Raw genomic sequence first — 20,427 nt, forward strand, 5'->3', positions numbered from 1 at the left:
ACGAGGGATGGGGGATGCGGGATGAAGAGGGATGGGCCGAGCCTGGAGTCGGGCGTGTCGCGGAATCTGGCGTCAGGAGCTACGAAGACCTCCGAGTGTGGCAAGAGGGGATCTCGCTCTGCGAGCTCGTCTACGGCGCGACTCGCGCGTTCCCGAAAGACGAGCGGTTTGGGCTGACCTCTCAACTCTGCCGCGCTGCCGTTTCGATTCCATCGAACATTGCAGAGGGGTGGGGACGCGGGTCGACACAGGACTACGCCCGATTCCTCCGAATCGCTCGGGGGTCGCTCTACGAAGTCCGCACCCAACTCATTGTCGCGGAGCGGGTCGGCCTCCTCACGGCAGAAGGAGCCGCCCCGCTCCTCCAGCACATCGACCACGTTCGGAGGATGCTCCACGGCCTGATCCGGTCGCTCGGTGCCTGAGCCGCCTCCCCCCATCCCTCTATCCCTCCATGCCTGTATCCCTCCCCGAAGTTCTCGAAACCGTCCGCATGACGGAGGCGGACGCGTTCGACATCCGCACCGTCACGCTGGGCATCAGCCTCCGGGGGTGCCAGAGCCGGGACGCCGCCTCGACGCGGCAGAACGTCTACGACCGCGTCACGCAGACGGCCGAGCACCACGTGGCCGCGGCCGAGGAGGTCGAGCGGACGTACGGCGTCCGTATCGCCAACAAGCGCGTCTCGATCACGCCGGCCGCGCTCGTCGCCGACGGGTTCTCGCCCGAGGAGTTCGTGGAGCTCGCGCACACGCTGGACCGGGCCGCGGCCGAGGTCGGCGTCGACTACCTGGCCGGCTTCAGCGCGCTCGTCGAGAAGGGCACGACGCCCGGCGACGCGGCGCTTATCGAGGCGCTCCCCGAAGCGCTCGCGACCACGGACCGCGTGTGCGGGTCGGTCGCCTGCGGGAGCACGAAGGCCGGCATCAACGCCGACGCCGTGCTCGCCGTCGCCCGCGCCATCAAGGGCATGGCCGCGCGGACGGCCGACCGCGACTCGATCGGCTGCGCCAAGTTCGTCGCCTTCTGCAACGCAGTCGGCGACAACCCCTTCGTGGCCGGCGCCTTCCACGGGCCGAGCGAGCCCGGGAGCGCGCTCAACGTCGGCATCTCCGGCCCGGGCGTCGTGCTCCGCGCCGTCGAGGCGCTGGGGCCGGACGCCGACTTCGGCGCCGTCACGGACGCGATCAAGACGATGGCGTTCAAGATCACGCGCGCCGGCGAGCTCATCGGCCGCCGCGTGGCCGAGCGCCTGGAGGACCGCGTGGGCACGCCCGTCCCGTTCGGCGTCGTCGACATCTCGCTCGCGCCGACGCCGGCCGACCGCGACTCGGTCGGCGACGTGCTCCGCGCGATGGGGCTCGGCGAGGTCGGCGCGCCCGGGACGACGGCGGCGCTCGCCATGCTCAACGAGGCCGTCAAGCGCGGCGGGCTCATGGCGGCCCGCCACGTGGGCGGCCTGAGCGGGGCGTTCATGCCGGTGTCGGAGGACCAGGCCATGATCGAGGCCGCAGCCTCGGGCGCCCTCTCGCTCGCCAAGCTCGAGGCCATGAGCGCGATCTGCTCGGTCGGCCTCGACATGGTCGCCGTCCCCGGCGACACGTCGGCCGAGACCATCGCGGGCATCCTGTTCGACGAGTTCGCGATCGGCATGGTCAACGACAAGACGACGGCCGTGCGGCTGCTGCCGGTCGCCGGCAAGGGCGTCGGCGAGTGGGCCGACTACGGCGGGCTCCTCGGCCGGGCGCCGATCATGCCCGTCTCCGACGTCTCGAACGCCGTGTTCGCCCGGCGCGGCGGCCGCATCCCGGCGCCCATCCGCAGCCTGACCAACTGAGCCGCCCCGCCCAGACGTGAGCGGGCAGCGGGCAGCGGGCAGCGGGCAGCGGAGGTGCTCCACCCCGCCCGCGCCGGGGCGGCCGACGTAGCGGCGTTGCGTGCAACGCCGCCGGGCACCAGCCTCTGGGCAGAGCGGATTCGTAGGGCACCACGCGTGGTGTCCGCAATCGCCCGACGAACTCACCGCGCCACGGGCGGGGCGGCTACGGGCGGCGGCGTCCAGAACCGCCCCGCCCTTTGGGTCTGCCCGCCCTGGACACGACGAGTCGTGTCCCTACGGCTGCCCGTCGTTGGGCGGGGCGGTAGGGGGCGGGGCGGCATCTTTCTCAGACCGCCCCGCCCGCGTCGTCCACCACCCCGCCCTTTGGGTCCGCCCTTTGGGTCCGCCCTTTGGGTCCGCCCTTTGGGTCCGCCCTTTGGGTCCGCCCTTTGGGTCCGCCCTTTGGGTCCGCCCTTTGGGTCCGCCCTTTGGGTCCGCCCTTTGGGTCCGCCCTTTGGGTCCGCCCTTTGGGTCCGCCCTTTGGGTCCGCCCTTTGGGTCCTACCCCTCTTGGCTGCGCCGACGCTGCGCGGTGGCCAGGAGGGGGACCGCCCTCCAGTTGGCGGCGGCCTCGCCTGTCGCCACCCCGCCCAGACCTGGACCGGGCGGGGCGGGGCGGAACGAATCTGGCACCACGGACCGGCGCGCCCGTACCCCGTACCCCGTACCCTCAGAACCGGTACCGCTCGGACCCGGGCGGGGCGGCCCACGGGCGCCCGGGCTCGAACGTGTCCCAGAGGAGGCACGCGACGGAGCGGACCAGCACGGCGCCCGCGTTGTCCGGCCCGTCCCGCGTGTCGCCCTGGTCGCGCGTGAGGACGGCGGCCACGTACGGGCCGGACGGCGCGTGGACGTAGACCACCTCGGCCCGCGACGCCGCGACCCACCCCTGCTTGCTCGCCACCTGGACGCCCGGCGGCACGGCCCCGACGGCCCCGTCGTCGTAGAACGTCCGCGTGAGGAGCCGGTGCATCTCGAGGTCGGCCGCCGGCGAGACCGCCCCGCCCTCGACGACGCGCTGGACGAGCGCGGCGATCTCGCGCGGCGTCGTCTGGCCCCACCCGTAGGCGGCGTAGGCGTCCTCGCGGCCCGGCGTGCGGCTGTTGAGGCGCGTGGCCTCGAACCCGTGGTCGGCGAGCCAGTCGTTGACCGCCCCGCCCCCGCCGACGAGGTCCTGGAGCCAGAAGCTCGCCGAGTTGTCCGACGCCGAGAGCATCATCTCGATGAGCTGGTGGAGCGCGACCGTCGCGTCCGGCCGGAGCTGCCCGACGAGGCCCACGTCGGGGTGCGGGTAAGGCGGAGCATCCCCGACGCGGAACGTCTGGTCGTACGCCCACCGGCCGGCCTCGACCTGGTCGAACAGCGTGGCCAGGATGGGCACCTTGATCAGGCTCGCCGTCGGGAACCGTTCGTCGGTGCGGAGCGCGGCCTCGCGGCCGGTCGGGAGGTGGCGGACGTAGACGCCGACGGCGCCGTCGAACCCGTCGACCAGGACCTCGACGGCGGCCTGGAGGCCAGCGTCGGGCTGGGCCTCGGGCCAGGGCGGGGCGGGCGCAGAGCGGGCCGGGGCGGACTCCAGCGCGGGGCGGGGCGGGGCGGCCGCGCAGCCGGCGAGGACGAGGGCGCCGCCGACGAGGGACGACGCGGTCAGGAGGAGCGGAGCGGCGGTCGGCACGGGCGCGTAGGCGGGGGTCCACAACCTACGCCGCCCATGTTCGAGGTCGAAGTCGAGCTGTCCTGCCCGTACTGCGCCGCGCCGATCACCATGCTCCTCGACCCCACGGTGCCGGCCCAGCGCTACGTCGAGGACTGCGAGGTGTGCTGCAACCCCATCGAGGTCGCCTACACGGCCAACGACGAGTCGGTCACGAGCCTGGACGCGCGGAGCATCGAGCAGTGAGGGGGATGTTCGCTGCGCTCGCGGGGACGTGGGAACGGGGAGACAGGAACGAGGAAGAGGACGGCCGCCCCGCCCGTCGCCACCGAACGCGGCTGGGGCGGGGCGGCCCTGTCTTTCCCTCTTCCCCAGTCCCTATTCCCTACATCCCTCCCCCTCCCCCGTCGGCAGCGTGACCGTGAACGTGGCCCCCTCGCCCTCGCGGCTGACGACGCCGAGCGTGCCGCCGTGGCCCCCGGTCACGATGTCGTAGGCGAGTGAGAGGCCCAGGCCGGTCCCCTGGCCCGTCGGCTTCGTGGTGAAGAACGGCTCGAACACGCGGGCGCAGTGGGCGAGCGGGATGCCGACGCCGTTGTCGGCCACGCGGATCTCCACCCCGCCCGGGTACCGCTCGGTCGAGATCGTGACGGTGGGCGGCTCGGCCTCTCCGTCGGGCGGGGCGGGGCGGTGGGCGAGCGCGTAGCGGGCGTTGTCGAGGAGGTTCACGAACACGCGCTGGAGCGAGCCCGGCGCCACCTCGACCGGGCCGAGCCCGTCGGCGTAGTGGCGCTCGACGCGGACCGCCCCGCCCGACGGCGCGGCCTCGGCGTCGCGGAACACCGACGAGACGGCCTGCTCGAGGAGCTCGTGGAGGTCGGCCGGCCGGCGCTTGCCGCCCACGTCGCGGACGTGGCCCATGAGGCTCCGGACGATCCCGTCGGCCCGCCGGGCGTGGTCGCGGACGCGGGCCGCGTTGTCGGCGACCGTGTCGAGGTCGTCGCCCAGGCCGTCGAGGTCGCCGGCGTCGACGCGGGCGCGGAGCTCGGACGCGAGCTCGGCGTTGAGCTCGGCGAAGTTGGCGACGAAGTTGAGCGGGTTCTGGATCTCGTGGGCGAGCCCGGCCGAGAGGCGCCCGAGCGAGGCCAGCTTCTCGGCCTGGACGAGCCCGCGCTGGGCCGCCCGGAGGTCGACGAGCGTCCGCTCCAGCTCGGCGTTGGCCGCCCCCAGCTCCTCGGTCCGCAGCCGCGCGATCTCGGCGTCCTGGTGCGCCCGCTCGGCCTCGGCGCGGACCTCCAGCGTCTGGATGCGGCTCCGAGCCTGGGCCGAGAGCAGCGCCTCACGGAGCCGGCTGTACGCGCGGAGGTGGCGGAGGGCCTGGGCGGGGCGGCCCGACCGCTCGTACGCGTCGGCGAGGGCCTCGTGGGCCTGCGCCGCTCGGGGTTCAGCGCCGGTCTCGGCGGCGATGGCAAGGGCCTGTTCGAGCACTCCGACCGCCTCGTCCGCCTGCCCGAGCGCCGTGTACGCGCGCCCCAGGTGGATGAGGCTCGTCGCCTGGGCCTGCCGGTTCCCAATGGCCTCGCGGAGCGCGAGCGCGCGGCGGTGGAAGTCGAGCGAGCCGGCGGGGTCGCCGCGCGACTGCGCGAGCCAGCCCAGGTCGTCGAGCGCGCGGGCCTCCGTCAGCGTGGCGCCCTCCTCGGTCGCCAGCCGGAGGGCCGCCTCGAGGTGGGCCTTGGCCTCGTCGTACCGGCCGAGGTCGCGGAGCGCCCCGCCCAGGACGGTGTGGGCGCGGGCCTGGCCGCCGGCGTTGCCGAGGTCGGCGAAGAGGCGGAGAGCGGCCTCGCCCCGCTCGGTCGCCTCGGCCGGCTGGCCCAGCTCGACGTAGGTGTTCCCCATGATCGTCAGCACCCACGCCTCGCGCTCCCGGTCGCCCAGCGCGCGGGCCGTGCGGAGGTTTTCGAGGGCGATCGCGGCGGCCTCGTCGTAGTGGCCGAGGCTGACGTGGACCGAGGCGAGCGCGCCGAGCACGAGCGACCGCCCCGCCAGGTCGCCCAGCGGCTCGAGCGCGGCGAGCGCACGCGTCAGGTGGTCGAGCGCCGCCTCGTGGTCCGACGTGAGGTAGAGCCCGAACCCCTCGTACCCCTCCGCCTGCGCCGCCGTCCGCTCGTCGCCCTCGGCCTCGGCCGCCGCGCGGGCCTCGCGGGCCAGGCGGATCAGGAGATCGGGGCGATCGGGGACGTGGGCCGCCGCCGCCTCCAGGAGCGTCTCGCCCCGCCCGCTAGGGGCGGCGTCGGCGGGCGGGGCGGGGTCGGGGGCGGCGGACACGGCCGGTCCTACGCGCGGGCGGGGTGGCGGTGTCCCGGCAAACGGCGAGCGGAAGACGACCGCCCCGCCCCCAGAACGCGAGGGCGGGGCGGGACGCCGTAGGGGCGACCGGCGGTCGCCCGTGCGACGTCGGTGGTTGCGAGGGCGGGGCGGGTGGGGACGAGCCGCCTTACCGCCGCGTCCAGAGCGGCCCCCGCCCGAACAGGCCCCGCCCGTGGAACGTCACCGAGGGGACCACGACCACGTTGCGGTCGCGGAGGCCGAGGGGTCCCGGAACACGCCCACCTCGGCGCTCACGCCGGCCCGGGCCGTCCCCACGCGGAGCCCTCCGAACCCGCCCACGGTTGGCCCGTCGCGCGCGGCGTCCGGACCGAGGGGAACCGTCGCGAACCCGCGGAGGCCGCCGTACGGGGCGATCAGGCCGCCGCCCCGCCCTGAGACCAGGACCGTCGCCTCGCCGTAGGCGTGCCCCCCGGCGTTGAGCACGCCGCCCCCGCCCGACACCGCGACCGCGACCGGCCCCGCGTCGGCCGTCAGCCGGTTCTTGTAGGTCACGCCGATCCCGGTCCCCCGACGAGGCGGACGCCCACGTCGGACCGCTCGGTGACACCGACCCGGACCTCGGCGTCGAGCGACATGTAGCCCGCGCCGGACTCGTCGCTGGGGCAGTCCCCCTCGCACCCGCCGCTCACACCGAACGGGCTGTCGATGGGGACGAACTGGGCCGACTGCGAGACGACGAGCGTCCCCTCCGGCGCCGTCTCGGCCGTCTGGCCGACGCTGTAAGGGAGGCACCCGGCGAGGGCCAGGGGGAGGGCGAGGGCGAGGGCGCGCATGGGCGGGTCGGGAGGGCGTCTCAAGAGTAGGCTGAGCCCCCCCCGGAACGCCTTGGTGCAAACGCACTAGCCCTTCCCGCACGGGCGGGGCGCGACGTCGCCTGAAACCGCCCGCCGCCCCGCCCGCACGGACCGCCCCGCCCGCGGCTCGTCACCCGAGCGTGCGGCTGGTCGGCAGGGGCCGCCCGTCGGCGAATCCGCACCGGCCCCGCGCAACTCGCCGCCGCTTCTCCCGTTGGGCCGGCCTCCCCTTTCCGCCCCGCCCGATGCCCCCTTCGGTACGCCCCGCCCTCGCCGCGGTCCTCCTGCTCCTCGCCCTCCCCGCCCTCGCCCAGCCGGGCGAGCGGCCGGCGGGGTCCGTCGTCGCGACGGTCGTCGACGCCGAGACGGGCGCGCCGCTGCCGCAGGCGACCGTCGCCCTGTACGGCGCCGCCGACTCGTCGTTCGTCACGGGCGGGGCGGCCGACGCCGACGGCCGCGTGACCATCGACGGCGTCGGGGCGGGGCGGTACCAAGCCCGCGTCAGCTTTATCGGGTACACGACGCAGCGCGTCGACGGCGTCGAGGTGGCGGCCGGCGCGCCGACGGACTTGGGCGAGGTCCGCCTGGCGTCGGGCGTCGAGGTGCTCGGCGAGGCCGAGGTCACGGCCCGCCGCGACTTCGTCGAGCAGCAGGCGGACCGGACCGTCTACAACGTCCAGGAGCAGGCGGTGACGGCCGGCGGGAGCGCCATCGAGACGCTCCAGACGCTCCCCTCGCTCGAGGTCGACACGGACGGCAACGTCTCGCTCCGCGGCAACCAGAACGTGGTCATCCAGATCGACGGCCGGCCCGTCCCGGTGCGCGGCGCGTTCCTGGCCGCGCTCCTCCGCCAGATCCCGGCCGACAAGGTCGAGCGCGTCGAGGTCATCCCGAACCCGTCGGCGAAGTATGAGCCCGACGGCATGGGCGGGATCGTCAACATCGTGCTCGTCGAGGGGACGGACCGCGGGCTCTCGGGCGGGCTCACGCTGGGCGGCGGGACCGAGTTGTCGGGCCAGGCCGGCGCCAACCTCGCCTACCAAAAGGGGAAGTGGGACCTCAGCGGCCAGTACGGGTACCGCTACAACGAGCGGCCCACGTCCTTCCTCGGGAGCGTCCGCGCCCTCGACGGCTCCTTCGCGCTCCTCTCGGACGGGGCCAACGAGCGGGACGAGTCGTCCCACTTTTTCAACGGCTCGGCCACGTACGAGCTCGCGGACAAGACGACGCTGTCGGCCGAGGGCTCGTTCGGGCTCCGCTCGGGCGGCCAGGACGGGCGCACGCTGTTCGAGCGGACGACGAACGGGGGCGCCCCCGCCCTCACCACGCGCGAGACCGACAACGACACCGACGGCCTCAACGGCGACCTCGCGCTCGTCTTCCGGCGCCAGTTCGCCGACGCCGCCGGGGGCGGGGCGGCCGAGGGCGGCGGCGGGCGCCGCGGCGGCTGGGGCGGGCGGGGCGGACCGCGCGGCGGCGGCGGCACGCAGAGCGGTCACGAGCTGGCCCTCGAAACCCGCTACACCCGGTTCGACAACGAGGACCTCGGCCTGTTCACCGACCTCGTGACGGGCGACGTGCTCACGGGCGTCCAGAGCCAGACGGCCGACGAGACGACCGACGAGGCCTCGTTCCAGGCCGACTACACGCGGCCGGTCGGGGCGCTCAAGCTCGAGGTCGGCGCGAAGGCCAACGCGGAGTGGGTGGCCAGCGACAGCGACGTGCAGTCCGGCGACGACATGGGCAGCCTCGTCCCGGACCTCGACCAGACGAACGCGTTCGACTACGACCGCCAGATCCTGGCCGGCTACGTCCAGGGCGCCCACCCGCTCGGGCCGGTCCAGGTCCAGGTCGGGCTCCGCGCCGAGGTGGCCCGCCGAAACTTCGACCTGAGGACGCCGCTACCGCCCGGGGCCAGCACCTTCTTCGACCCCGACGCCCCGACCGACCAGACCTACACGAGCCTGTTCCCGAGCGCCTTCGTGACGTACGCGCTCGCCCCCGGCACGCTCGTCAAGGGCGCGTACTCGCGCCGCGTCGAGCGCCCGCGGACGTTCTTCCTCAACCCGTTCCCGGACCTCTCCGACACCACGTCCGTCCGCGTCGGCAACCCGACGCTCCGGCCCGAATACACCGACTCGTACGAGCTCACGCTCCAGTACAAGTTTTTCGCCACGCTCACCCCGTTCCTCCGCCACACCACCGACGCCATCACGCGGCGCGCCCGCGTGGACCCCGAGACGGGCAGGAGCGTGTTCACGGTCTCCAACCTGGACTCGCAGACGAACTACGGCGCTGACCTCACGCTGTTCGGCCAGCTCGGCCCGGTCCGCGGGTTCGTCTCGGGCAGCCTCTACCAGGCTGTCCTGACGGACCCCACGTCGACCCGCAACGTCGACGCCCTCGCCTACAACGCGCGGACGAGCCTCCAGGTCAAGGTCCGCGAGGGGACCGACCTCCAGGCGTTCGTGTTCTACAACGGCCCCCAGCAGTCGGTCGACGGCGAGCGCAAGGGGTTCGCGTTCTCGACGCTCGGGCTCAACCAGCGGATCACGGAGCAGCTCTCGCTGGCCGCCCGCGTCAACGACCCGTTCGGGCTGGCGAAGTTCGAGTTCGTGACCGACGACGGCGCCGTCATCCGCGACTCGTCGTTCGACCCGTCCATCCGCCAGGCCTCGTTCACGCTCACCTACACGTTCGGCTCGAACCAGCAGCGGCCCCAGCAGCAGCAGCCCCAGGGCGGCGGCCTCGACGACGGGTTCGGGATCTGAGCGGGTGACGAGTGACGGGCAACGGGTGACGGGCAAGAGGAGCGCCCCGCCCCGCCCGCCGCTCGCTTCGCACGGGCGGGGCGGCGGCCACGGGCGGGGCGGCCACCGACACCACCCCGCCCCAGGCACCACCCCGCCCACCGTGCGGTGCGGGCGGGGCGGTCGCGGACTCCGCCCCGGCCCGGATACAGACCGCCCTGTGGTTCGGAGCCGCGCCGACGCTCGCGCGGGCGGGGCGGTTGGTTTGCCACCCCGTCCGTCACTCTTCACCCGTCACCCGTTGCCCGCTAGTGCTCCCCGCCCGCCACGCGGAGCATCTCCTCGACCGACACCTCGCCGCGCTCGACGAGCACGCGGGCCGAGGCGCCCAGCGTGAGCATGCCTTCGGACTCCGCGATCTCGCGGATCTCGTTCTCGTTGACTTCCTCGCCGGCCCCGACGATCGCCGCCTGGATGGCCGGCGTAAAGTAGAGGGCCTCGGCGCAGGCCCGGCGGCCCTTGTAGCCCTTCCCCTTGCACGTCGGGCACGCCCCGCTCGTGCGCGCCTGGTAGAACGTCGTGCCCTCGATCTGCTCGGGCGTGAACCCGAGCTCGCCCAGGAGCAGCGCGTCGGGCTCCGTCTCGACCTCCTTGCACGCCGGGCACAGCGTACGGATGAGGCGCTGGGCCACGACGAGGTTGATGGCGTAGGCGATGAGGAACGGCTCGAGCCCCATCTTGTAGAGCCGGCTGACCGCGCTCGGCGCGTCGTTCGTGTGGAGCGTGCTGAAGGTGAGGTGGCCCGTGTTGGCCAGCTTGATCGCGAGCTCGGCCGTGTCCTTGTCGCGCATCTCGCCCACCATGACCACGTCAGGGTCGTGGCGGAGGATGGCCCGGAGCGCCTGCTCAAGCGAGAGTTTGTGCGAGAGCTTGATCTGGCGGACGCCCGGGATGATGTACTCGACCGGGTCCTCGACCGTCAGCACGTTGACCTCGGGCGTGACCACGTTCGAGAGCGCCGCGACCAGCGTGGTCGACTTGCCCGAGCCCGTCGGGCCGGTCAGGATGACCATCCCGTGCGGCTGGCGGATGGCCTTGTTGAACTGCTTCAGCGCACCCTCCAGGAGCCCCAGCTTGCCCAGGTCCGTGATCACCTTCCGGTCGTCCAGGATTCGGATGACGATGCTCTCGGCGCGGACTTCGGGGTTGGCGTTCGCGATCGGCAGGATCGAGACGCGGTAGCGGATGAGCGTGCCGTCGACCTTCCGCTGGATGAAGCCGTCCTGGGCCATGTCGCGCTCGAAGCGGTCGACGTTGAGGGCCGCGTCCTTGAACACGGCCAGGAGCGCCTCGGGGTGGCCGCGGTCCTCGGTGTGCCAGTGCTGGAGCCGGCCGTCGGTGCGAAAGTGGACCTCGGTCTTGCGCTGGGCGTTGGGCCAGATGTGGATGTCGGAGGCGCCCAGGCGGACGCCCTCGATGAGGATGGCCTCGGTCAGGTTGAGGAGCGCCGACTGCGAGATCTCGGCCTCCAGCGCCTCCTCGTCGACCAGCGTCTTTTCGCCGCTCTCGAACGAGACCCCGTAGTCCACGTCGGGGCCGGTGCTCTCGGCGAGCCGTTCGAGGTACTCGTTCTTGCGCGGGAATGCCTCGGCGATGACGGCCTCGACGACCGCGCCCGGCGCGTAGCACACCTCGAACTTTTCGAGCCCGAGCCCGTCGATCACCCGCTGCAGCTCGGGCCGCATCGGGTCTTCGGTGACGAAGACGAGCTTGAGCACGCCCGAGGGCTGGTCCTGGGCGTAGGCGTAGGGGACGCACCCCAGCCCGACCAGCTTGTCGCCGACCGCGCTCTCGAACGACTCGATGACCGTCTTGGCGAACCCGGCCTCCGGCGGCCGGTCCCCCACCGGCGCCAGACGGAAGGCGTAGGTCGCCGCGGCCTGCTCGAACACGCGGTCGCGGTCGACGCTGTCGACGTCGACGAGCGCGCGCCAGAGCGGCTGCCGCCCACCGATCGCCTTGCGCGCGGCCTCGGCCGCCGTCACCTCCTCGGCCGACACTGCGCCGCGCCGGAGCAGCGCCTGCACGACGCGGTCCTGGACCTGGGCGTACTGCGCGCCCTGCACGGCCGGCACCGCCCCGCCCGCGCCGGGGGGCGTGCCCTTCGGCGGGGGCGGGGCGGCAGAACCCGGCGCCGACGGCCGGGAAAACGGGGAGGTGAGCGTGGGCATGAGGGCGCGGGGCTTACATCCCCATGAGGTCGGACGAGGACGGGCGGATCATGGCGGTCTCGGCCGAGAGCACCGTCAGGAACCCGACCATGAGGCCGATAAAGAGCCCGACGAAGGTCTGGATGGTCTCGACGGCCGCCTTCAGCTTGAGCGTCGTCTCGCGCTCGTAGTAGTCGGCCATCTGCTGCGCGCTCTTGCGCACGGCGCCGGTCTCGGCGCCGGTCTTGAAGCGCGAGAGCGTCATCGGCGTGAACACCTGGGCCGCGTCCATCGCCTTGACGAGGTCGGTGCCCTGCCCCATCATCATGGGGATCGTGATCGTCTTGATCTGGTGCTCCATGTAGCGGTTGCCGCACGCCTCGGCGGCCACCTTGATCACGTCGAGGTTCTCGCCCGACCCGCTGTAGAGGATGGCGAACACGCGGGCAAAGACCTCGATGTTCAGCTTGTGCAGGAGCGGCCCCACGACCGGGATCCGGATCATGTACTTGGCCGCCATGAACTGGCCCTTCGGCGATCGGAAGTAGGCCACGAGCCCGACCACGACGGCCAGCAGGACCACGGCGAGCACGCCGATCCACTCGTCGAGGAACGCGGAGAAGGCGAGCGAGAACGTGGTCAGCGGCGGGAGCTCGATGCCCTCGAAGGAGGCGAAGAGCCCGGCCGTCTGGGGCACGATCGACCACACGTACCAGATGAACACGCCGATCGTGGCGACGATCGTCATGGCCGGCGAGATGAGCGCGCTGCGGACCGACTTGCGGAACTCGTCCTTGCGCTCGAGGAACCGGGCCGTCGACTCGTAGATCTCGGCCATGTTGCCCGACGTCGACGCCACGCCGAGCATGTAGGCCGTGAACGTGCCCAGCTTGTCCTGGTGCTTCATGAACGCCTGCTTCGCCTCCATCCCGCCCTTGAGGTCGGAGTTGATGTCGCGGAGCACGGCCTTCAGCGAGTTCGACGAGATGTCGGCCATGAGCAGGTTCATGACCTCGGTGAACGCCATCTTCTCCATGAGGAGGTTGGCGGCCAGCCGCACGAACATGATGACGTCGCCGGTGGCCGGCTTCGACTGGTAGTTGAAGAGCGCCTTGCGCACGGCCACGACTTCGAGCCCCATCCGCTCGAGCGCCGAGCGGATCTCGTCCTCGGCGTACGCCTTCTGCTCGCCCTTGACCTCCTTCCCCGAGGGGTGTTTGACCTTGTACCGGAAGAGCATGCGCTCTTCCAGGTCGCGGAGGGCGAACGCGTGCTTCTCGGAGAGCGACTCGACCTTCTGCGACGCCGCCTTCTTGTTCGGCGCGTAGACCGTCCCCTGGACGGTCTGGCCGCTGCCGGACGTGCCGGTGAATCGGAACTCTGCCATAGGTGTGGGGCGGACCCAAGGGGGCGGGGCGGCGGAGGTATCGGGCGGCCAAGCGGGCGGGTTAAGCGGCGCGCGGGCGCCGACGACCACCCCGCCCCCGACGACGGGCGGGACCACCGGCGGCGCACCACCACCCCGCCCGCCGGACACACAAAGGCGGGCACGTGGGCGGGGCGGTCATCGTCCGTCTCGGCGGGTCGGGCGGGGTGGCGAGGGCGGCGGCATGGGCGACCGCCGAGGAGGGCGACCGCCGGTCGCCCCTACGAGGGGGCAGGTTGTGGATGGGGCGGGGTTTATCCGTAAATCCCCGACCCCATGCGCTCCCGCCGCTCCGTCCGCCTGCCCACTCACGACTACGTTGGACCCGGTGCTTACTTCGTGACCCTCTGTACCGCCAGGCGAGCCCGCCTCTTCGGGGAAATCAACGGCGGGAAAGCCTGGCTGAGTGCGGCGGGGCGGATCGTCCAGAACGAGTGGGAACGGCCGAGACGGCGCCCTGTCGGGCGCGGGCGGGGTGGTCGGACCGCGGCCCCGCTCGCTCGGCGCGTTCGTCGGCGGGTTCAAGGCGTCCGTTACGCGGCGCGTCCGCCGCGAGTGCGGTGCGCCCAACCTCGCCGTCTGGCAGCGGAGCTATTGGGACCGCGTCGTCCGAACCGAGCGGGAGGTGGAGGCCGTACGCCGGTACATCCACGAGAACCCCGAGCGGTGGCACGACGACCGTCTCCACCCCGCGCATCCGCCCCGCCCGTAGGGGCGACCGGCGGTCCCCCGTCTCACCCACACCCCACGACCGCCCCGCCCACAGACGGCACCCCGTATCTGCCGCCCCGCCCGGGTTACAGCACGATGTCGCCGTCGAACGAGACGTGGCTCGAGTCCACAGAGTAGTCGCGGACGTAGACGCGGATCCCGATCCCGGGGCGCCGGTCGCTCACGCCCGTCACCTCGAGCGTGCGCTCCGACGCGGCCGTGACGGCAAACCGGCCGCGCACGGTTTCGGGGCCGAGCGCGAGCGTTTCGAGGCCGTTCTCGGCCAGCCCCTCGTACGACTGGTTGCCCCCGCTGTACGGGTCCATCGTCGCCTTCCACTGGACTGCGCTCGTGGCGATCGTGAGGCCGCGGTCGAGGAGGCCATCGGCCTCGTCCTGCTGGTAGCCCCGCTCGAGGACGGTGAACGCGCCGACGGTGGCGATGCCGACCAGGACGACGCTGATGACGAGGAGGAGGAGCTGCTGCTGTCCCATGACGGAAACGCTAGGCGGGGCGCCGGAGAGCCGGCGGGAGGACGGAAAACGCGCCAGCCCGTGCGGGCGGGGCGGGGTGGACTCGCACCCACGTCTCGCGTCAAATCCCGAACCCTACCCGCCCCCGCCGCTGCCCACGCATATGGTCCCGCCGTTTGTCCGCCCCGCCCCCGCTGCGGGCGGGGTGATGCCCTAGTTCCCGAGCGCCCCGGCCGAGTTGGCCGTCGTCGCGACGTGACCGGGCTCCGTGCCGGTGATTTCGACCGTGACGGCGTTACCGGGGTACGTGCCCTCGGCCGTGAGGACGCCACCGGCGAGCGTGAACGTGCCGCTGGAGGTGGCGTAGGTGCCGTCGTCCTGGACGGTGTAGCCGATCCTCGTGAACGTGGCGTCGGTCCAGTCCTCGCCCTCGCCGGGGCCGCCGAAGACGGACGGCTTGAGGCTCCAGATCTGGACGTCGGACGCGATGCGCACGCCGCCGTTTACGAGCGCGTCGAGGTTCGCCTTCTTCTGGTTCTCGGAGAACGCCTCAACGCCGACGACGACGGCCAGTCCGACGATGACGATGCCGAGGACGAGGAGGAGGAGTTGCTGCTGTCCCAAGTGAGTGTGCGTCTGAGGATCTAAACATGAACGCGGAGCCCCTCCCGGACCTAGATCCGGGGGGGGCTCCGAGGCTTACCGCCTCATATAGATGCGGCGGCTCAGCTGGTGGAATCATGCCGCCTTAAGCACCGGCACCGGCACCCGGGCAAGCTTCCGTGCTGGTGGCGACTACCGTCGTGATGTTGTTAGGGGTCGTGCCGTCGACGGTGATCGTGATAAGGTTGTCGCTGTCCGCGTTGCAACCAGTGATCACAGCCGAACCCGTCCCGGGCTCGCCGGGAGCCACCGTCATGTTGAAGACGCCATTCAAGTTGCCGTAGGCATTCGCCCCCGCGCCGTTCGTGTTCATCGTGTAGCCGAGGTCACCAAAGTCGAGGTTCTCAAAATTCCCGTCGCCACCACCGAAGGCAGCGGGCTTGAGGATCCACGCCTGAACATCGGAGGCGATGCGGACACCGTCGTTGACGAGCGCGTCGGAGTTGGCCTTCTTCTGGTTCTCGCCGAAGGCCTGGATGCCGACGACGACGGCGAGGCCGACGATGACGATGCCGAGGACGAGGAGGAGGAGTTGCTGCTGTCCCATGAGTGTGGGGGGGGGTTGTGTGCGAGGGCGGGGCGCCCAGGGAGTCGAGTGCCCCCGCGGAGAGCCCTCGGGGGGAGCGGTCGTACAGGACCGCCGCTGATGGCCGATCCCCCCTGCGAGCCCCGTGCCGGATCGGCCGGCCACCCCGCCCCGCCCTCGGTTCGACCTTCAAGCGCGGGCGGTGTCGCCCTCGCATGCGGTTTCCGCGCCCTAACCGCACGTTGGCCCCACCCCGCCCCACCGCCGGGCCGGGCGGGGCGGCGGCGGGCGCCGTTCCCTTTCGGAACAACTCGGGCAGAATCGCCCGGGGCGGGGCGGCGGTCGACGCCGGGCGGCGCGCGCTGGAGGTGGGCGGGGCGGCCGCGCTCGGCGGCGCCCGAAGGAACCCCCGCGCGCCCTCAGCCGTGGGCTCCCCCCATTCTCCCCTCCCGCCAATGCCCGCCCCGCCCAACGACGACAAGACCCTTGAGACCGAGGCTACGCGCCTCGCCGACACCGCCCGCGACAAGGCCGAGGAGGCGTTCGAGGAGGTGAAGCTGGCCTCCAACGAGCTCGTCGACACCGTCCGCTCCTACATCGAGGACGCCAACGTCAAGCACGTCAAGATCCAGAAGGAGGGGCGGACGCTCCTCGAGATCCCCATGACGGTCGGCGTCGGGGCCGGGGCCGCCGCGCTCCTGTTCAACCCCGTGCTCTCGGCCGTGGGCGCGCTCGCCGCGCTCGTCTCCGACGTCACCATCGTCGTCGAGCGGACGACGGACGCTGGCGGCGCGTCGGGCGAGGCCGTCGAGAACGTGAACCACCCGTCGGGCTCCGCCACGGGCTCCGCGGCCTCGGGCACGTCGGCAGCTTCGTCCGGCACAACGTCCTCCTCCGACAAGACCGCTTCGCCTGGTAAGCCCGGCGCCTCCGGCAAGCCGTCCGCCTCCGGCGGCTCGAAGACGGTCGGCCGCTCGTCCGACGACGCGTAAGCCGTCTCGTCCGTCGTGTGTCGAGGGCCGCTCTCCGGGGCGGCCCTCGCTCGTTTCTAGCCGCCCCGCCCTTTCTGATTTGCCCGTGGCCTCGCCTGCCGCCCCGCCCCGCCCCGACGATCTCCGCGAGACGCTGGACGCCCTCGTGCTCCGGTACGAGCGGCCCGCGTTCATCGCCGACGACCCCGTCTCGGTCCCCCACGCGTTCGACGACCCGGCGGACCAGGAGATCGCCGGGCTCGTGGCCGCGCTCCTCGCGTGGGGCCGGCGCTCGACGATCCTGTCCAAGCTGGCCGAGTGGGTCGAGCGAGTCGACGGCCGCCCCCACCGCTTCGTCCGCGACTTCCGGGCGGGGCGGGACGCGTGGCGGCTCGACGGGTTCAAGCACCGGACGTTCTCGTCGGCCGACGCCGTCGCGCTGACCACGTCGCTCCGGGCGGTCCTGGAGGCGTACGGGTCGCTCGGCGCCCTGTTCGCGTCGGGCATGGGCGGGGCGGCCGACGTCGGCCCGGGCATCCAGCGGTTTTCGGACACCCTCCTGACGATCGTGCCGGAGGCCGGCCTCCGGCGGAAGCACCTGGCGCGGCCGTCGACGGGGAGCGCGTGCAAGCGGCTGGCCATGTACGCCCGCTGGATGACGCGGCCCGGCCCGGTCGACCTGGGCCTGTGGGCGGGCGTGCGGGCGGACCAGCTCGTCATTCCGCTCGATGTCCACACAGGCCGGCAGGCCCGGCGCCTCGGCCTCCTCACGCGCCGCGCCGACGACTGGCGCGCCGTCCAGGAGCTGACGGCCGCGTGCCGCGCGTTCGACGCCGACGACCCCGCCCGCTACGACTTCGCCTTGTTCGGCGTGGGCGTCTACGAGGGCGGGGAGATCGGGTAGGGGATTCGGGGTTCGGGCAAGATGACCGCCCCGCCCGCGGACGCGAGGGCGGGGTGGTTGTCCGGGAGGTGCATGCAACGGCGTCGGGCGACGGCGTCCGGGCGGGGCGGTGCCGATCGGAACGGGGCGGGGCGGCGGCGTACCCAACCGCCCCGCCCACGTCGGACGCGACGAGCCGCGCCCCTACGGGTGCTTGTCGTTGGGCGGGGCGGCGCTTTTCTCCGACCGCCGCGCCCACCCAACAACCACCCCTACCCCCTCTTGGCTGCGCCGTCTCTTCGGGGTGGCCAGGAGGCGGACTGCCGTCGCCTCCAGTTGACGGCGGCCTCAACCCTCACCGCCCCGCCCAGGTGTGAATGGGCGGGGCGGAACAAAACCGCGCCACCCCGCCCACGCGCGCCTTTTCCCTTTTCCCTTTTCCCTTTTCCCTTTTCCCTTTTCCCTTTTCCCTTTTCCCTACACCTCCCCCCCCACGCCGCGGTAGGACTGGCGGTAGTAGAGGAGCGGGGCGGAGCCGGCGCCCTCGACGATGCCCGTCACCTCGGCGATCCAGACCGTGTGGTCGCCGGCCTCGACGTGGGCGCGGGGGCGGCACCGGAGGACGCCGAGCGTGCCGCGGAGGAGCGGCGGCCCCGGCGCTACGTTCAAGTGCGGGAACGGCGCGAGCTGCTTGAGGCCGTCGAGGTCGGGCACGGCAAAGTGGGCCGCGAGCTCGGCCTGCTCCGCCGACAGCAGGTGGACCGCCCACACGTCGATTTCGCCGAGCGCGTCGTGGAGGCGCGTCCCGTGCGTCACGTTGAACGAGACGAGCGGCGGGTCCAGCGAGACGCTCACGAACGACCCAATCGTCGCCCCGCGCGGCCCGTCCGCCGTCCGCGCGGTGACGACGACGACGGGGGCGGGGAGGTCGCGGAGCACGGACCGGAGCGCCTCGCCCGTGGCCTCGACGGCCTCGGGGTGCTCGGGGGCCTGGTCGGCGGGGGCGGGGGGCGGCGTGGTCACCTTCGTCTGACGGGAGTCCCCGCGCGCGGTTCTGCGGAGCGGGGCGGTCCCCGGCCACCCCGCCCGCGGGCGAGAGCGTTCCGGTGGGGGCGGGGCGGCCGCCCCGCCCGCCGCTACCCGACGAAAGCGTCCTTGACCCGGCCGAAGAAGCCGCGCCGGCCCGAACCCTCGGGCTTCGGCGTGAGGTCGGGGTCGCTGCGGAGCTGCTCGAGCGTCTGGCGAAGAGCGCCCGACACCTCCTGCGGCGTCCACACGAGGACGCGGACCATCTGGTCGCCGCGGCGGCCGCCGCCGACTTCGGGGAGGCCGCGCCCGCGCATGCGGAGCACGCGGCCGGACTGGACGCCGGCGTCGATCTGGAGCGTGGCCCGGCCCTTCAGCGTGGGGACCGTCGCCTCGGTGCCAAGCGCGGCGTCGGGGAACGAGAGGTGGAGGTCGTAGCGGACGTCCAGCCCCTCGCGCGTAAAGTGCTCGTGCGGACGCTCGTCGATCTCGACGCGGAGCGCGCCGGGCGCGCCGCCCCGGATGCCGGCGTTGCCGGCCCCGCGGATCTGGAGGTAGTGGCCGCTCGCAACGCCGGCCGGCACCTCGACGTCGACCGTCTCCTCGCCCTTGATCCGGCCCTCGCCGTCACACACGTGGCACGCGTCGACGATCACGCGGCCCTCGCCCTGGCACGTCGGGCACGGCTGGACGTTCACGAACTGGCCGAAAAACGAGGTCGACACCTGCCGCACCTCGCCGACCCCGTCGCACGTCGAGCACGTGCGGAACCCGGCCTCTTTGTCCTCGGCGCCCGTCCCGTCGCAGTGGTCGCACGCGACGAACTTGCGGAGCGTGAGCTGGCGGTCGACGCCCTCGGAGATCTCCTCGAGCGTGAGCGCAAGGCGGACGCGGAGGTCGGTCCCGGGGCGGCCGTGGCTGCGGCGGCGCCCGGCGCTCCGGCCGAACACGTCCTCGAACTGGGAGCCGCCCCCGAAGATGTCCGAGAACGCCGAGAAAATGTCGGAGATGTCGGAGAACCCGCCCGGCGCGCCCGCGGCGCCGTTCCCCAGCCCGGCCCGGCCAAAGCGGTCGTAGCGGGCGCGCTTGCCCTCGTCGGAGAGCACCTCGTAGGCCTCGGCCGCCTCCTTAAACGAGGACTCGGCCTCGGCGTCGCCGGGGTTGCGGTCGGGGTGGAACTGGAGGGCCTTCTTCCGATAGGCCTTTTTGATCTCGTCCGGCGTCGCCGTACGGGCGACGCCGAGGACGTCGTAGAAATCGCGTTGGGTGGCGTCGGCGGGCACGGGCGGGGTGGGATCTGGGGGCGGTGGGGCGGCGCCTATTCGGCGACGACGACGCGGGCGTGACGGAGGACACGGTCCCCGAGGCGGTACCCCGGCTGGACCTCGGCAAGGACGGTGCCGGACTCGGCGTCGGGCGCCGGCTGCTGCATGACGGCCTCGTGCTCCTCCTCGGAGAACGGGCGGCCGACGGCCTCAATGGGCTCAACGCCGACACCGGCGAGGGCGTCTGTAAACTTTTTCGTGACCAGCTCGATGCCCTGGAGCAGCGCGCCGGTCTCCCCCGCCCCGCCCGACTCGGCCGCGGTCCGGGCGGCGTCGAGCGAGCGGCGGAGGTCGTCGTAGACGTCGAGCATGGGGAGCAGCACGCCCTGCCGGCCCACGCGGACGGACTCGGCGCGGTCGCCTTCGGAGCGGCGGCGGTAGTTCTGGTACTCGGCGGTCTGGCGGAGCAGCTTCTCCTGGAGGCCAGAGACCTCGGCGCGGAGCGCCTCGACGTCGTCGGTCGCGGCGTCGGAGGGGGCGGTCTCGTCGACCTCGTCGGCGGGCAGGGCGTCGTCCGTCATGGCGGGCGGGGCGTCGGGGGGCGGGGCGGCGCCGTCGGGCGCGGCGTCGGGAGAGGCGGGGCGGTCGGTCATGGCGTGAGCGGCCGGGCGGGAAAGATCGCGCCGGGCCGGAGGAGGACGGGCGAAACGGGGGAGAAAGGGCGGGGCGGTCTCACCACGGGCGGGCGGCTCCAGATCCACCCCGCCCCCGTGTCAGGCCGCCAAGCGGGGCGGTTTCGGGGCGCGTGC

General features: G+C 73.0%; 19 protein-coding genes. 7 read left to right on the plus strand and 12 right to left on the minus strand.

From position 1 onward, the window contains the following. Window positions 1–14: 14 nt before the first annotated feature. Together RQM47_RS17485 and RQM47_RS14010 are read left to right on the plus strand one after the other, a co-directional pair. Window positions 15–425, plus strand: a complete 411-nt coding sequence (locus RQM47_RS17485) for a four helix bundle protein (RefSeq protein ID WP_349256338.1) — start codon at window positions 15–17, stop codon at window positions 423–425. A 29-nt stretch (window positions 426–454) separates the two neighbouring features. Next, entirely contained in the window at window positions 455–1,837 is a 1,383-nt protein-coding gene (locus tag RQM47_RS14010) for a PFL family protein (RefSeq protein ID WP_311665836.1), read from the plus strand. Window positions 1,838–2,548: 711 nt separating this feature from the next. Here RQM47_RS14010 and RQM47_RS14015 read toward each other — a convergent pair. Next, window positions 2,549–3,553, minus strand: a complete 1,005-nt coding sequence (locus RQM47_RS14015) for a serine hydrolase (RefSeq protein ID WP_311665773.1) — start codon at window positions 3,551–3,553, stop codon at window positions 2,549–2,551. 36 nt (window positions 3,554–3,589) lie between these two features. Between RQM47_RS14015 and RQM47_RS14020 the strand changes: the two genes are divergently transcribed. Continuing rightward, on the plus strand, window positions 3,590–3,778 hold the full coding sequence (locus RQM47_RS14020) for a CPXCG motif-containing cysteine-rich protein (protein ID WP_311665775.1): 189 nt from the start codon (window positions 3,590–3,592) through the stop codon (window positions 3,776–3,778). A gap of 132 nt (window positions 3,779–3,910) precedes the next feature. Here RQM47_RS14020 and RQM47_RS14025 read toward each other — a convergent pair whose 3' ends face one another. The 3 genes from RQM47_RS14025 to RQM47_RS14035 form a co-directional block, all read right to left on the minus strand. Further along, entirely contained in the window at window positions 3,911–5,857 is a 1,947-nt protein-coding gene (locus RQM47_RS14025) for a tetratricopeptide repeat protein (RefSeq protein ID WP_311665777.1), read from the minus strand. A gap of 222 nt (window positions 5,858–6,079) precedes the next feature. Next, window positions 6,080–6,412: a hypothetical protein gene (locus RQM47_RS14030; protein ID WP_311665779.1), complete on the minus strand. Its 333-nt coding sequence runs from the start codon at window positions 6,410–6,412 to the stop codon at window positions 6,080–6,082. Then, window positions 6,409–6,693, minus strand: a complete 285-nt coding sequence (locus RQM47_RS14035; RefSeq protein WP_311665781.1) for a hypothetical protein — start codon at window positions 6,691–6,693, stop codon at window positions 6,409–6,411. Before RQM47_RS14035 ends, RQM47_RS14030 begins: the two co-directional genes overlap by 4 nt. A 266-nt stretch (window positions 6,694–6,959) precedes the next feature. On the opposite strand from RQM47_RS14035, the gene RQM47_RS14040 reads away from it, so the two are divergent. Next, window positions 6,960–9,485, plus strand: a complete 2,526-nt coding sequence (locus tag RQM47_RS14040; protein ID WP_314009347.1) for a TonB-dependent receptor domain-containing protein — start codon at window positions 6,960–6,962, stop codon at window positions 9,483–9,485. Window positions 9,486–9,772: 287 nt separating this feature from the next. Here the strand turns inward: RQM47_RS14040 and RQM47_RS14045 are convergent, their stop codons facing one another. After that, on the minus strand, window positions 9,773–11,695 hold the full coding sequence (locus RQM47_RS14045) for a GspE/PulE family protein (RefSeq protein WP_311665785.1): 1,923 nt from the start codon (window positions 11,693–11,695) through the stop codon (window positions 9,773–9,775). A 13-nt stretch (window positions 11,696–11,708) separates the two neighbouring features. Then, window positions 11,709–13,061 (minus strand): type II secretion system F family protein, encoded by a 1,353-nt coding sequence (locus tag RQM47_RS14050; RefSeq protein WP_311665788.1) that lies wholly within the window; start codon window positions 13,059–13,061, stop codon window positions 11,709–11,711. Window positions 13,062–13,575: 514 nt separating this feature from the next. On the opposite strand from RQM47_RS14050, the gene RQM47_RS14055 reads away from it, so the two are divergent. Then, window positions 13,576–13,812: a hypothetical protein gene (locus tag RQM47_RS14055; protein WP_311665790.1), complete on the plus strand. Its 237-nt coding sequence runs from the start codon at window positions 13,576–13,578 to the stop codon at window positions 13,810–13,812. An 85-nt stretch (window positions 13,813–13,897) separates the two neighbouring features. On the opposite strand, the gene RQM47_RS14060 is transcribed toward RQM47_RS14055, so the two are convergent. The 3 genes from RQM47_RS14060 to RQM47_RS14070 form a co-directional block, all read right to left on the minus strand. Then, window positions 13,898–14,305 (minus strand): hypothetical protein, encoded by a 408-nt coding sequence (locus tag RQM47_RS14060; RefSeq protein ID WP_311665792.1) that lies wholly within the window; start codon window positions 14,303–14,305, stop codon window positions 13,898–13,900. 192 nt (window positions 14,306–14,497) lie between these two features. Then, on the minus strand, window positions 14,498–14,908 hold the full coding sequence (locus tag RQM47_RS14065) for a hypothetical protein (protein ID WP_311665794.1): 411 nt from the start codon (window positions 14,906–14,908) through the stop codon (window positions 14,498–14,500). Window positions 14,909–15,032: 124 nt separating this feature from the next. Beyond that, complete coding sequence (locus tag RQM47_RS14070) at window positions 15,033–15,494, minus strand: hypothetical protein (RefSeq protein WP_311665796.1); 462 nt, start codon at window positions 15,492–15,494, stop codon at window positions 15,033–15,035. A 434-nt stretch (window positions 15,495–15,928) separates the two neighbouring features. Here RQM47_RS14070 and RQM47_RS14075 point away from each other — a divergent pair, with 434 nt between their 5' ends. Further along, window positions 15,929–16,465, plus strand: coding sequence for a DUF4342 domain-containing protein (locus RQM47_RS14075; RefSeq protein ID WP_311665798.1), 537 nt, complete (start codon window positions 15,929–15,931; stop codon window positions 16,463–16,465). Window positions 16,466–16,550: 85 nt separating this feature from the next. Then, a complete protein-coding gene (locus RQM47_RS14080; RefSeq protein ID WP_311665800.1) occupies window positions 16,551–17,348 on the plus strand; it encodes a TIGR02757 family protein in 798 nt (265 codons plus the stop codon). Window positions 17,349–17,804: 456 nt separating this feature from the next. On the opposite strand, the gene RQM47_RS14085 is transcribed toward RQM47_RS14080, so the two are convergent. The 3 genes from RQM47_RS14085 to RQM47_RS14095 form a co-directional block, all read right to left on the minus strand. Beyond that, window positions 17,805–18,350, minus strand: coding sequence for a flavin reductase family protein (locus RQM47_RS14085; RefSeq protein ID WP_314009348.1), 546 nt, complete (start codon window positions 18,348–18,350; stop codon window positions 17,805–17,807). 113 nt (window positions 18,351–18,463) lie between these two features. Further along, a complete protein-coding gene (dnaJ, locus tag RQM47_RS14090; protein ID WP_311665199.1) occupies window positions 18,464–19,636 on the minus strand; it encodes a molecular chaperone DnaJ in 1,173 nt (390 codons plus the stop codon). A gap of 35 nt (window positions 19,637–19,671) precedes the next feature. Then, the gene (locus RQM47_RS14095; RefSeq protein WP_311665201.1) at window positions 19,672–20,271 is read right to left on the minus strand and encodes a nucleotide exchange factor GrpE; all 600 of its coding nucleotides are present in this window, start codon (window positions 20,269–20,271) and stop codon (window positions 19,672–19,674) included. Window positions 20,272–20,427: the final 156 nt, after the last annotated feature.

Origin of the sequence: Rubrivirga sp. S365, assembly GCF_032248475.1 — a bacterium.
Classification (GTDB): domain Bacteria; phylum Bacteroidota; class Rhodothermia; order Rhodothermales; family Rubricoccaceae; genus Rubrivirga; species Rubrivirga litoralis.